This window comes from Clostridium beijerinckii, from assembly GCA_003129525.1.
In the GTDB taxonomy this organism is placed as follows: domain Bacteria; phylum Bacillota; class Clostridia; order Clostridiales; family Clostridiaceae; genus Clostridium; species Clostridium beijerinckii_D.
On record CP029329.1, the window covers coordinates 1,598,987 to 1,611,886 of the forward strand.

The window sequence follows — 12,900 nt, forward strand, 5'->3', positions numbered from 1 at the left end:
ATGGAGGTATTTATGAAAAAAGAAGATATACTAAACAAAATAAAAGGAAATCTAATTATATCTTGTCAAGCATTAGAAGGAGAACCTTTATATATAGAAGATGGTTCTATGATGCCACTTATGGCGAGAGCAGCGAAACAAGCAGGGGCTTGTGCTATTCGTACAAATGGAGTTCTTGATGTTATAGGAATAAAAGAAGAAACTAATTTGCCTGTAATAGGAATAATAAAAAAATGTTATGAAGGCTATGAGCAACATATTACAGTTACAATGGATGAAGTAGATCAATTAGTAGAAGCAAAAGCAGATATTATTGCCTTTGATTGCACTTTAAGAGACAGAGTAGATGGACGCACAGTGGCAGAATTTATTAAAGCTATTAAAGAAAAGTATCCAGAAGTAATTCTTATGGCAGATATATCAAACTTAGAAGAGGGTATAAATGCATGGAAGTCTGGAATTGATATGGTTGGAACAACTCTTAGCGGATATACTCCATATACTGAGAAGTTAGAAGAACCAGATTTCAAACTAATAGAAGATTTAGCTAAAAATATTGATATTCCTATAATAGCTGAAGGGAGAATTCACAAACCAGAACAAGCAGTAAAAGCCTTTGATTTAGGTGCATATTCAGTAGTAGTTGGTGGTGCAATTACTAGACCATTAGAAATAGCAACAAGATTTATTAATGCTATTTCAGAGATGTAGATTATGAGATATTTAGGTGTAGATATTGGTGGTACAGCTGTAAAAATGGGAATAGTCACAGAAACGGGCGAAATACTTGATAAATGTAGTTATGATGTAGCATTCGATGGCTATGAAACACCAATATTTGAAACAGTAAAAAAATCAATAGATACATTTTTAAGAGATTCTAATGTATGTGCAAAAGATTTAAGTGGAATTGGAGTTTCTGCAACAGGACAAATTGACAGCAATATGGGTAGTGTTGTTGGAATAGGTGGAAACATTAAAAATTGGTGTAATACTGAAATAAAAAAGGAATTAGAATTAATATATAATGTAAGAACAACAGTTGTAAATGATGCTAATTGTATGGTAATTGGAGAACAATGGTTAGGTGGAGCAAAAGGATATAAAAATGTCATAGGGGTTACTATTGGAACTGGAGTTGGTGGAGGAATTATTGTTGATTCAAAGATTCTTTTAGGCAGTATTGGAATAGCAGGAGAACTAGGACACTTTTCTATAGATGCAAATGGAAGAGCGTGTACATGTGGAAATGTAGGCTGCTATGAAAGATATGCATCTATGACAGCACTAGTAAAAGAAGTAAAAGAAAATTATGAAAAATTAGGTGATGTTTCATTTAAAAAAGAAGAGATAAATGGACTAGCAATATTCAATGAGGTAGAAAAAAATAAAGAATTAAAGAATATTGTAAATGAATGGATTGAAAATATAAGTAAGGGTCTAATAAGTTTAACCCATATATTTAATCCAGAGATAATTTTAATTGGTGGAGGAGTAAGTAAGCAAGAAAAATTATTTATTGAACCAATAAGAGAAATAGTTTTAAATAAAGTAATGAAGAAATTTTCACAAAATTTAAAAGTAGAAGCAGCTATGTTAGGAAATGATGCTGGACTTATAGGTGCTGTGTATTATAATATTAAATCAACAAAAATAGATTAGTATACTTCATAATTTCACTATTTTATTGTATCTAAAATAGGCCATTGCTGGTTTTGGAAAATTTAGTAACCTTAAAAATTTGAGTATATAATAAAGCATAAAATGACAAGAGTGAGTTTATAACTGTAAATATTAAGTAGAAATAGCCATGAAATTAATTTATTAATTAACTTCATGGCTATTTCTTTACTATGGTATTTGTAAATTACTTGTATATACTATTTTATATTAATAGTAAAACTTATTTATCTTACCTCATTTATTAGCCCTTTTCTATAAGCTCTAAGTAATAATTTTAAATCTGTAATCTGATTCTTTAATTCTTTGCCTACATCAGTATCTCCAACTTTTTTTCTATCTAATTTTTCTACTATTTTTCTTGAAGATAGTATATCTGTTTCCTTGCTAAATGCGTCCTCAATTGATTTAAAAGGTTGATGAGATATAAGGTGCAATCCATAGGAGTTGTAAGTTAATGTATATCCGGCTAAACCAGTTTGACTTCTATATGCTTTTGCAAAACCTCCATCTATAACTATAAGTTTACCATTAGCCTTTATTGGATTTTCACCCAATTTATTTTTTACTGGGACATGTCCATTTATTATTCTAGATTCTAATGGATTTAAACCAAATTCTTCAAAGATTAAATTACACATTTCTTCTGTATCCCTAAAATCATAATATGGATTTTTATTTTCTTTATGTGTGGTCTTATCTTTAATAAAATACCTTTCAAAGGTAGTCATATCTTCTTTTCCAAAAAGAGAAGAACAAGATCCTGTCCATAAATACCACATTATATCCATCCCATATAACTTTTCTTCGCTACCTCTATTGTTGAAGTAACCTTCTCTAGCTAAGGTATCAAATTTATCTAAAAGATTTTTACCTTTGTAGTTTTGTCCATTAAGGGTTATGCTTTTAAAGGTTTTATCTTTATTTAGGGGAATACACCCATGGAATAAAAGATTAGAGTTATAAGTTAAGTATATGCTACCTTTATTAAATAAAAATAAAACATGTTTTTGTAATTTATCACTATTTAAAAATGAAATTTGGAGTTTATCTATCAATTTTTTTTCTTCACTTGTAAGCTCGAATGGATTCTTATAATTTATTGTAGGAAAACTTTTATCACTAAGTTCATAAGTAATGTCATTTAACGTTATAGATCCATCTTTATAATTTATTTTATTTAAAAGTAATCTATGATCCATTTTAAATTCAGGTCTTCTCTTTATTATTTCATATTCAAGTTTAAATTGAATAATTGTTATAGCTTTATGCATTTTAGATATAAGTTCAATTTCAGAAGTTCCATATCCAGTTTCATCATTATTTTTAGGAATAAAAGCAGTGCAGCTATCATCCTTATAATATTTAAGTGCAAAGGTTGCAAGTGGTAATAAGTTTATACCATATATATCTTCAATTACATCTACATTAGAATATCTAGCTGCTATTCTTAAGACATTTGCTATACAGGCAGTATTGCCAGAAGCAGCTCCCATCCATAATATATCGTGATTACCCCATTGTATGTCAACAGAATGATAATCCATAAGGGTGTCAATTATTATATCAGGTCTTGGCCCTCTATCATATATATCTCCTAGTATGTGTAACTTATCCACAACTAATCTCTGTATTAGGTTTGATATAGCTATTATAAATTCTTTTGCTCTATCAATATCTATAATAGTATTTATTATTCCATCATAATAACCCTGTTTATCATTGTTAGCAGCTTCTTCATGCAATAATTCTTCTATAATATAGCTGAAATCTTTTGGAAGTGCTTTTCTTACCTTTGATCTTGTATATTTAGAAGATGTATATCTACATAACTCAATTAACCTGTATAAGTTTATTTTATACCAATCATTTATATCCTTTTCTTCCTTTAAAACTATCTCTAATTTTTGTTCGGGATAATAAACTAATGTGGCCAGCCTTCTCTTCTCAGAGTCCATTAATGAGTTGCCGAAAACTTCTTCAATCTTTATTTTAACGGCACCTGAACCATTTCTTAAAACGTGAACAAATGGTTCATATTCACCATGAAGATCAGCTAAGAAATGTTCTGTTCCTTTAGGTAAATTTAAAATTGCTTCTAAATTAATTATCTCAGTAGATGCTTCTGCAATAGTTGGATATTGCTTAGCAAGTAATTTTAAATATTTTAAATCATCATTATAAATATCCATAACATCCTCCCTTTATAAGCAAAAATGTTTAGCTTTATGCATATGAAAAAATAACTATTCGTAAAAAGTATATAATCATACTGAACAGTTATTTCGAAAAATATGATTTAATATATAAACTAAACAGATTTGATTTAAAAGTATATCTATCTCTATTTTACATTAGATTTACTTTTAATACTATAAATAATATTAGGAATATAAAAGAAAATAACAAGTCAAATATGCTAGCATACTAACTTGTTATTTTTTTTGTATGTGTCTTAAACTCCTTTAGGATTATTATTAAGCATTCCTCTTTGAGACAAAATATCGTAAATGGTTTGAGCAGTTGTATCTTCTAAGGTGTAGCCAAGTAACTTAACTACTTTTTCTAATTTCTCTTCAGATGTAGTTTCTATTTCTAAATAAGGAAATGGACAAAAACTCTTATCATTTATGTCTATTTCAATGAGACAATCATATAATTTATAGCTTTCTCTATATTTCTTATTAGATTCTTTTAGAATAAGGCCAAGAGACTTAAATATTCCTTCACCCATGTGTTTATCTTCTATTATTGTTTCATTTTCTTCCATGACTTTAAATATTTTCTGAGACAACATTTTCTTTGTTGTCATGAAATATACAACTTTACTATTAAGAATGTCATTTACCGTTCGTATTCGAGCATATCCCTTTTTTTCTAGAAGCCTTCCATCTTCAAAATCATATATATCATTAACTTGATCTTCCATCTTAACTTTTTCAGCACCATTTGATAATAAAATACTTCTTATATTTTCAACATCAATGTCAATAATTCTAGTTTCTAATTCTTGCATAAAAAATAGTCTCCTTTTATTTAAGTTAAATTATTTTCTATTTGTCTATTGTAGATATTCTGAATCTTTCTATATGCATTGCTAAATATGCTATTTCATCCACTGTAACATCCTTTTCTAATTGCTCAATTAATATCTTTGATACACCCTTAGCTATCTTATAAGATAGCTTATACCTGGACTTTATTTCCTTAATAAAATCATTTTTAATAGATATATCAACTAATATTCTTTTTATTGCAAATCTTAAATGTGTCAAAAATCTAGCATAATCTAAAGATGTTTTGTTTATTTGTACGTCTATTTGTTCTTCAACATATTTAACTACTGAATTTATTAGATGCGTACTCTTTATTGTATTAGATAATTTGCCACAATTTCTAGCAGAATGAATATGCAATGCTATAAATCCAATTTCACCAACTGGAATGGTTATATTTTTTTCATTTTGTAAAGTTTCTGCAACTTTTTCTGCCAAGGTATATTCCTTTTGATATAGTGCTTTAATTTCCATAAGAAATGGATTCTCTATTTCCTCATTATTTGAAAGTCTTTTCACTGTAAAGTTTAAATGATCTACTAATGCAACATGTATTCTCTCATCTAAATTTTCTTTCAATTCAGTTGCTATATTGGATATGATCTTTTCACATAACATTAAAAATTCTTCATCAACATTTTCAATTACCTGTTTAAAATTCCTTAAATTATCTTCATCCTCAATAACAAATACCTTTTCAACTTCAGTACCTTTTTCAATCTTGTCTCCAAATTTTTTACCAAATCCAATGCCTTTACAAAAAAGTATTCTTTCATTTCCGTTTATTTTCACAGAAACTATATTGTTATTATAAGACTTTAATATGACTGCCGAATCAATAAGTATACTCATATTCTCACCCTTTTTATTTATCATTTAAATAATAAAATTATTTTTTATAAACTAAAACTAATTACTTCATCCTGTCCTGAAATAACATCTTTATCAATATTGGCTTTCAATTCTTTAACAATATCCATATTGGTAATTAGAACAGGAGTTATTAAAGAAAAACCTTTGCTTAAAATAAAATCTCTATTTATTTTTATAATTGGAGTTCCAGATTTAACCATAGTTCCAGCTTCAACTAGTTGTTGAAATCCTTCACCATTTAGAGAAACAGTATCAATCCCTATATGAATTAATAATTCAGCACCACTCGCAAGTGTTATTGCAAAAGCATGTAATGTTTTAAATACTAATGTTAATTCTCCATCAGCAGGTGCAACTATTATATCACCGATTGGATCTATAGCAACTCCATCACCAGCTAATTTTTGAGCAAATACGCTATCAGGTACTTTAGATAAATCTATTGTTCTACCAGTTATAGGTGCAACTAATTTTATTTCTTTGTTTGACTTCCTTTTAAAAAAATTAAACATATTTATATTCCTGACTAATCAGGAATGTTCACTTCCTCTCATTTTTTTATTTTTTCATACGTCTTAGTACTAAGAAAAAGGCATAAGCTTCCTGTACAAGGTAAACTCATGCCTGATTTAACAGTAACACATTTATAGCACTAATTATATTATCTAAGATAATTCGTGTCAACAATGAAAAAAGTATTGATTATACAAAAAAGATATAGTAATATAAAAGCATAGAACCATAAAAGAATATATAAATTTAATATTCCGCGTGTAACCGATTAAATTGGGCATTAGCTGAAAAGGATAATAGTAATTTATCCTTCTCAGCTTTTTTTATTTTTCTAGAATTAATAGGAATTTTATTAATAAACTTAATAGTGTAATAGTGTATTTCAAGGATGTAAAAATCCTTTAAATAAATAAAAAATATAGGGGGAATTATATTATGATGAAGTATTTACAAAGATTAGGCAAATCATTAATGCTTCCAGTTGCTTGTTTACCTGTTGCAAGTATTTTAATGGGTGTTGGTTATTGGATTGATCCTACTGGATGGGGAGCAAACAGCGTAGTTTCAGCTTTCTTATTAAAAGCAGGTGGTTCATTAATCGATAATATGGGAATTTTATTTGCAATTGGTGTAGGTGTTGGAATGTCAGATGATAATGACGGTACAGCAGGACTTGCAGGACTTGTATCATGGCTTATGATTACAACTTTGTTAGCTCCAGGCGCTGTAGCAATGTTTAGCCATATTGATGTTAAAGAAGTAGCACCAGCATTTTCTAAGACTCAAACGCAATTTATTGGTATTTTATCAGGTTTAATTGGTGCTGCTTGTTATAACAGATTTAAAGGAGTTAAATTGCCAGATGCTTTAGGATTTTTTAGTGGAAAAAGATGTGTCGCTATTGTAACAGCAGGAGCATCAATTGTTGCATCTTTAATCTTATTCTTTGCATGGCCTCTTATTTATGGAGGATTAGTAGCTTTCGGTAAATCAATTATATCTACAGGCGCTATTGGTTCTGGTATTTACGCATTCTTAAATAGATTATTAATACCATTTGGTCTTCATCATGCACTTAACTCTGTATTCTGGTTTGATGTAGCTGGAATTAATGATCTTGGTAACTTCTGGTCAGGCAAAGGAGTACTTGGACAAACAGGTATGTATATGACAGGATTCTTCCCAGTAATGATGTTTGGTTTACCAGCAGGTGCATTAGCTATGTATCATACAGCTAAAGACAAAAAGAAAAAAGCAGTATATGGTTTATTATTAGCAGCTGCAATATCTTCTTTCTTTACTGGTGTTACAGAACCAATGGAATTTGCATTCATGTTCTTAGCTCCAGGTTTATATTTAGTTCATGCTGGACTAACAGGTGTTTCTGCAATTGTATGTACATTGTTACCAGTAAGATCAGGATTTAACTTTAGTGCAGGTTTTGTAGATTGGTTCCTAAGTTTTAAGGCACCTATGGCTGAAAATCCACTTATGTTGATTCCAATTGGTCTAGTAGTCGGTGTTGTTTATTATATAGTATTCCGTTTTGTAATTACTAAATTTAATTTAAAAACTCCAGGTAGAGAAGATGATGAAGATGAAGAGATTAATGTGAAACTTTCAAATAATGATTTCACACAAGTAGCATCTATTATCTTAGAAGGTGTTGGCGGAAAAGAAAACGTAGTATCTATTGATAACTGTGTAACTAGATTACGTTTAGAAATTAGAGACCAAGCAAAGGTGAATGAAAAGATTATTAAATCTGCAGGAATATCAGGGATAATAAGACCTGGTAAAACAAGTCTACAAGTTGTTGTTGGAACACAAGTACAATTTGTAGCAGATGAATTTAAAAAATTATGTAAATAGAAAAAATAAATGCAATAATTTATAACCATATTTTAATAACCTTTATAAGTAAGTAGTAATAAACTAAAAATACTTACTTATAGAGGTTATATATATTTAAAGGCACACTCAAAAAATAACAAACTAGTATGCTTGTCTATTTTACGCCATACTTCGTCACTAATAGCCTCTGATATGAACAAAACTTACCTCCTTGTATGAAGTAAAACATGCATCGCATCTTTGGTCTGTTATTTTATCTCATGTGCATAAAGGCTTTTTTTTACAGTGGCTAAAGTTTATAATAATTAATATAGCAAAGTTAATATTAACTTAGTAGAAAGTTTTAAGGAATATTGATTATGATTGGAGGAAGGGGGAAGCTTTTATGGAAGGTCTGACGAGAGAAGAAGAAGTTCTAAAATATCTAATTAAAGTTGAAAAGGATAAGAAAAGGGGAATAACAGCTGCTGAACTAAGTTCTTATATGGGATTGGATCGGACAAATATAAGTAGATATTTAAATAAACTATATAAGGAGAAGCGAATAAATAAAAAAGATGGAAGACCTGTTATATATAGTAGTATTGAAAAACTAATAGAAGATAACGATTTAAGTGAAAATAAATATGAACAGATAGTTAAAAATCAAGATAGTTTAGAGAGGCTTGTAGGTGCCAAGCAGTCACTTAAGCTACCAATACAACAAGCAAAAGCGGCAATATTATATCCACCTAGGGGACTACATACTATTATATTGGGTGAAACTGGCGTGGGAAAATCATTATTTGCTGAAGTTATGTATTACTTTGCTAAAGAATCAAATATGATAGCTGTTGATGCACCCTTTGTTAGATTTAACTGTGCAGATTATGCAGATAATCCACAATTAGTTGTAGCTCAGATATTTGGAGTAAAAAAAGGAGCATTTACTGGTGCTGATAGTGATAAAGAAGGATTATTAAAGAAAGCAGATGGGGGAATATTTTTTTTAGATGAAATACATAGATTATCGCCACAAGGGCAAGAAATGCTATTTACTTTCATTGATAAGGGATATTTTAGACAACTGGGAGATACTGAGAAAAAAATAAAAGCTGAGGTACAAATTATAGTAGCAACAACTGAACAACCTCAATCGTTCCTATTGAAAACATTTACGCGAAGAATTCCCATGACTATAGTATTACCTCCATTAAGAGAAAGAAAATTGGAAGAAAGATATTACCTTTTAAATGATTTTATAATAGCAGAATCATTGAGGCTAGCGAAGAGCATATATGTAAGTAAAAATGCAATTATATCATTTTTATTATATGATTGTCCGAGTAATATAGGTCAATTGAAAAGTGATGTTCAGCTTTCTTGTGCTAAGGTATTTTTAAATTATAAAATAAATAAAAATAGTTATATTTTAATAGATCAAGGTGACTTGCAACCTAGAGTTCAAAAAGGAATAATGAAAATCCAAGAATATAGAAAAGAAATAGATTATTTATCCAAAAACATGACGGATATTTTAAGATTTTCTAATGAAGATAATGTATTAAGAAATTTTGAATTAGAGGTTAGTCAAACAGAAAATTCTGAGAATAAGAGTTTTTACTCAATTATAGAAAACAAGATGGAAGACTTAAAAAACCAAGGCATGGACGAAACTAGGATAAATAATATTTTAAATATTGATTTTGAAAAGTATTTTAAAAAATATATTAGTACTATAACTACAAACTTTAAAAAAGATGAAATTTCAAAGGTTGTGGATTTAAGAGTAATAACAGTTGTTGAAAAAATGTTAAAAATGGCATCAGAAAAATTACACAGAGAATTTGATCAAAAAGTTTACTTTGGATTATCACTTCATTTGCAAGGCAGCATTGAAAGGATTACTTCACAAAAAAAGATATATCATCCTAAACTTAATTTTGTCAGGGTTCAATACAGAGAAGAATTCATTGTAGCCATGGAAATAGTTAAGATTGTTGAAAAAGAATTTAATTTAGATGTCCCATTAGATGAAATAGGTTATATAACTATGTTTTTATCTACAAGTAATGATGATAATTGTGTACAATTAGAAGAAAAAGTTAGTGTATTAGTTATGATGCATGGAACAAGTACAGCTAGCAGTATGGTAGAAGTAGCTAATTCGTTGATAGGAGAAGAATATATACAAGCATTGGATATGCCACTAACAATGAAAACAGAATATATGTTTGAAAAGGCTAAGGAAAAGATTAAAAAAATATACAATGAAAAGGGTATATTAATCTTAGTTGATATGGGATCATTAATTAACTTTGGAAATATTATTAGTAATGAGTTGGGAATCAAAATTAAAACAATTGATATGGTAACAACTTTAACTGTTATTGAAGCAGGGAGAAAAGCTTTAAATGGTAGAAGTTTAGATTCGATATATAATTCATGTCAGGAGATAGGAAGGGCATCTATACAAATGCCTAAAGAAGATTATAAGGATGATAAAGAACTTATTATAATTACTACATGCTTTACAGGTGAAGGTGCAGCAGAAAGAATAAAAACAAGAATAAGTTGTAGTTTGAGAAATATAGAGAAAGTAAAGATAATACCTCTTGATATTTTAGATAAAGAAGACTTTTTAAAAAAGGTAAGTGAATTAAAAGAAAAGTATACAATATTAGCAGTTGTAGGAACCGTAAACATATTTATTGAAGGCGTGCCATTCATATCTGCCCAAGATATTTTTATAGAACAAGGAATAAAATATTTAGAACATTTACTTGATATTGAACAAGACTTTTTTAAGGTAAAGAAAGCATTAATAACTCAAATAACGGGATTAGATTGTATAAAATTAGTTACTAATATTAGAGATATGATAAAACAAATAGAAGAAAGCTTAGAAGTAAGAATACAGAATGATGCACAAGTAGGAATTTTAATTCATGTGAGTTTCCTTATAGATAAGCTAAAACATGGTGGAAATGAAATAACATTTAAAAATCTTGAAGATTATAGATATAAAAATAATAAAGAATTTATATTAATTAAAAAGGCTTTAAGAGTTTTAGAACAAACCTATGAGATAAACATTGGAGATGATGAATTAGCATATATAGTTAGGATGGTTACAGAAAATATAGTTATTGTGTAAAAATGGGAATAGTGTGTAAATATAGTTTACACACTATTTTTTTTATTTTTACACTCTAAAAAGTAAGCTGAAATGTAGTAATAAAGCTATTTCGCTTTTTAAAACTAATATATTAAAAGTTGGCATGTTAATTGCTTTATATAATGGTGTAAGGAAAGATAAATAATAAATAAAACTAAATCAAAAGTTTAAAGGAGGATTCAACAATGAAGAAAATATTATTAGTTTGTTGTGCAGGAATGTCTACAAGTTTATTAGTTTCAAAAATGGAAGCAGCAGCAAAAGTAAAAGGGATTGAGTGTAGAATACAAGCTATAGGTGAAACAGATGCTAAGGAATATATAGATGATACAGATATTTTATTATTAGGGCCACAAGTTAGATTTTTATTATCAAAATTCAAAAAGAGTTTAGAAGGAAAAAATATACCAGTAGAAGTAATAAATACAGTTCATTATGGAACAATGAACGGAGAAAAAGTTTTAGAGAGAGCTTTAGAGCTTATAGAAAATAAGTAGTTTAAAAGGAGTAAAACATGATGGAAGAAATAATAATGAATCTTATAGTACACAGTGGAGAAGTTAGAAGTTATTCAATGGAAGCAATTCAATGTGCTAAAAAAGGAAATATAGATGAAGCAAAAGAACTAATAGTAAAAGCTGAAGAAGAACTATCCAAAGCACATAATGTTCAAACATCTTTAATACAAAAAGAAGCTAGTGGAGAAAAGACAGAAGTTTCACTACTTATGGTACATGCTCAAGATCATTTGATGACAAGTATGACATTAAAAACTCTTGCAGTAGAAATCATAGATATACATGAAGAATTACACAAGAAATAGATTCAAATTTATTTTTATGTAAAACAAAGAATGGTGGTGAGAATATGAAGTATGTAATAGGAGTGGATGGTGGAGGAACAAAAACAGAGGCTAGTGCTTATGACTCACATGGAAAAGTTATAGCAACATCAATAAAAGGCTTTGCAAATTTATTAAATAATAAAGAAATAGCTTTAGATAATATAGTAAGTGCTATAAGGGAAATAATAAATAGATTTGGAACTAATGATCTTAATGGAGTATATTTAGGGATTGCTGGATCAGAGGTTGGTGAAAATTCAAAGATAATTTCAGATACAATAAAAAGAGAATTAAAAATTAATTGTGTGGTTATGAATGATGCAGAAATAGCATTAAAGGCTATGCTAAAAGGAAAAGATGGAATACTGACTATAGCTGGTACGGGCTCAGTGGCTTTTGGAATTAATAATAATGTTACTTCGAGATGCGGAGGCTGGGGAAATCTATTAGGAGATGAAGGCAGCGGATATAGAGTTTCAATAGATGCAATAAAGAGAATGATATATGAAGAAGAAAATTCTATTGAAAAATCAGAGTTAACTAAAAAGATTATGAAACACCTAGAAATTATTTCAGTAGAAGAGGTAACAAAGTTTGTATATTCATCAACTAAGGATGAGATAGCAGCTTTAACTCCAATAGTTGCAAGACTCGGAGAAGCTGGTGATGAAATAGCAGCTGGAATATTGATTAAAGAAGGAAGAGAACTTGCTAAGACAGTTATAAATGTATACAAGAAATTAAAGTTTAAAAGCTGCTCTATAGCATTAGTTGGCGGAGTTATTAGAAAAGCTAAAGTACTTAGAAATGCTTTTGAAGATTATTTAAGAGAAAGTATAGTAATTGAAGACATTGTAGATGAAGAAATTTCTCCAACAATAGGAGCTTACTATATAAACAAAATTAAATAAGAAAAGGAATGT

At 28.8% G+C, this 12,900-nt stretch carries 11 protein-coding genes; 7 read left to right on the forward strand and 4 right to left on the reverse strand.

Annotation, left to right across the window (positions count from 1 at the left end):
• Positions 1–12 precede the first annotated feature (12 nt).
• On the forward strand, positions 13–711 hold the full coding sequence (locus DIC82_07035; GenBank protein ID AWK50782.1) for an N-acetylmannosamine-6-phosphate 2-epimerase: 699 nt from the start codon (positions 13–15) through the stop codon (positions 709–711).
• 3 nt (positions 712–714) lie between these two features.
• Complete coding sequence (locus DIC82_07040) at positions 715–1,662, forward strand: ROK family protein (protein ID AWK50783.1); 948 nt, start codon at positions 715–717, stop codon at positions 1,660–1,662.
• A gap of 245 nt (positions 1,663–1,907) precedes the next feature.
• On the opposite strand, the gene DIC82_07045 is transcribed toward DIC82_07040, so the two are convergent.
• The 4 genes from DIC82_07045 to DIC82_07060 form a co-directional block, all read right to left on the reverse strand.
• On the reverse strand, positions 1,908–3,872 hold the full coding sequence (locus DIC82_07045; protein ID AWK50784.1) for a class 3 fructose-bisphosphatase: 1,965 nt from the start codon (positions 3,870–3,872) through the stop codon (positions 1,908–1,910).
• Between the two features lie 263 nt (positions 3,873–4,135).
• Positions 4,136–4,696: an adenylate cyclase gene (locus DIC82_07050; GenBank protein AWK50785.1), complete on the reverse strand. Its 561-nt coding sequence runs from the start codon at positions 4,694–4,696 to the stop codon at positions 4,136–4,138.
• Positions 4,697–4,733: 37 nt separating this feature from the next.
• Complete coding sequence (locus DIC82_07055) at positions 4,734–5,588, reverse strand: transcription antiterminator BglG (GenBank protein AWK50786.1); 855 nt, start codon at positions 5,586–5,588, stop codon at positions 4,734–4,736.
• A gap of 44 nt (positions 5,589–5,632) precedes the next feature.
• Positions 5,633–6,121, reverse strand: coding sequence for a PTS glucose transporter subunit IIA (locus DIC82_07060; protein ID AWK50787.1), 489 nt, complete (start codon positions 6,119–6,121; stop codon positions 5,633–5,635).
• Between the two features lie 436 nt (positions 6,122–6,557).
• Here DIC82_07060 and DIC82_07065 point away from each other — a divergent pair, with 436 nt between their 5' ends.
• From DIC82_07065 to DIC82_07085, 5 genes are all read left to right on the forward strand, one after another.
• Positions 6,558–7,994 (forward strand): PTS glucose transporter subunit IIBC, encoded by a 1,437-nt coding sequence (locus tag DIC82_07065; GenBank protein AWK50788.1) that lies wholly within the window; start codon positions 6,558–6,560, stop codon positions 7,992–7,994.
• A 367-nt stretch (positions 7,995–8,361) separates the two neighbouring features.
• On the forward strand, positions 8,362–11,112 hold the full coding sequence (locus tag DIC82_07070; GenBank protein AWK50789.1) for an AAA family ATPase: 2,751 nt from the start codon (positions 8,362–8,364) through the stop codon (positions 11,110–11,112).
• A gap of 206 nt (positions 11,113–11,318) precedes the next feature.
• A complete protein-coding gene (locus DIC82_07075) occupies positions 11,319–11,630 on the forward strand; it encodes a PTS sugar transporter subunit IIB (protein AWK50790.1) in 312 nt (103 codons plus the stop codon).
• A 20-nt stretch (positions 11,631–11,650) separates the two neighbouring features.
• A complete protein-coding gene (locus DIC82_07080) occupies positions 11,651–11,956 on the forward strand; it encodes a PTS lactose/cellobiose transporter subunit IIA (protein ID AWK50791.1) in 306 nt (101 codons plus the stop codon).
• A gap of 44 nt (positions 11,957–12,000) precedes the next feature.
• The gene (locus DIC82_07085) at positions 12,001–12,888 is read left to right on the forward strand and encodes an ATPase (GenBank protein ID AWK50792.1); all 888 of its coding nucleotides are present in this window, start codon (positions 12,001–12,003) and stop codon (positions 12,886–12,888) included.
• The last annotated feature ends 12 nt before the right edge of the window (positions 12,889–12,900 follow it).

Coding starts and splice junctions, on each gene's coding strand:
- DIC82_07085 (AWK50792.1), top strand. CDS start 12,001: ATGAAGTATGTAATAGGAGTGGATGGTGGAGGAACAAAAACAGAGGCT.
- DIC82_07070 (AWK50789.1), top strand. CDS start 8,362: ATGGAAGGTCTGACGAGAGAAGAAGAAGTTCTAAAATATCTAATTAAA.
- DIC82_07045 (AWK50784.1), bottom strand. CDS start 3,872: ATGGATATTTATAATGATGATTTAAAATATTTAAAATTACTTGCTAAG.
- DIC82_07075 (AWK50790.1), top strand. CDS start 11,319: ATGAAGAAAATATTATTAGTTTGTTGTGCAGGAATGTCTACAAGTTTA.
- DIC82_07060 (AWK50787.1), bottom strand. CDS start 6,121: ATGTTTAATTTTTTTAAAAGGAAGTCAAACAAAGAAATAAAATTAGTT.
- DIC82_07035 (AWK50782.1), top strand. CDS start 13: ATGAAAAAAGAAGATATACTAAACAAAATAAAAGGAAATCTAATTATA.
- DIC82_07040 (AWK50783.1), top strand. CDS start 715: ATGAGATATTTAGGTGTAGATATTGGTGGTACAGCTGTAAAAATGGGA.
- DIC82_07065 (AWK50788.1), top strand. CDS start 6,558: ATGATGAAGTATTTACAAAGATTAGGCAAATCATTAATGCTTCCAGTT.
- DIC82_07080 (AWK50791.1), top strand. CDS start 11,651: ATGGAAGAAATAATAATGAATCTTATAGTACACAGTGGAGAAGTTAGA.
- DIC82_07050 (AWK50785.1), bottom strand. CDS start 4,696: ATGCAAGAATTAGAAACTAGAATTATTGACATTGATGTTGAAAATATA.
- DIC82_07055 (AWK50786.1), bottom strand. CDS start 5,588: ATGAGTATACTTATTGATTCGGCAGTCATATTAAAGTCTTATAATAAC.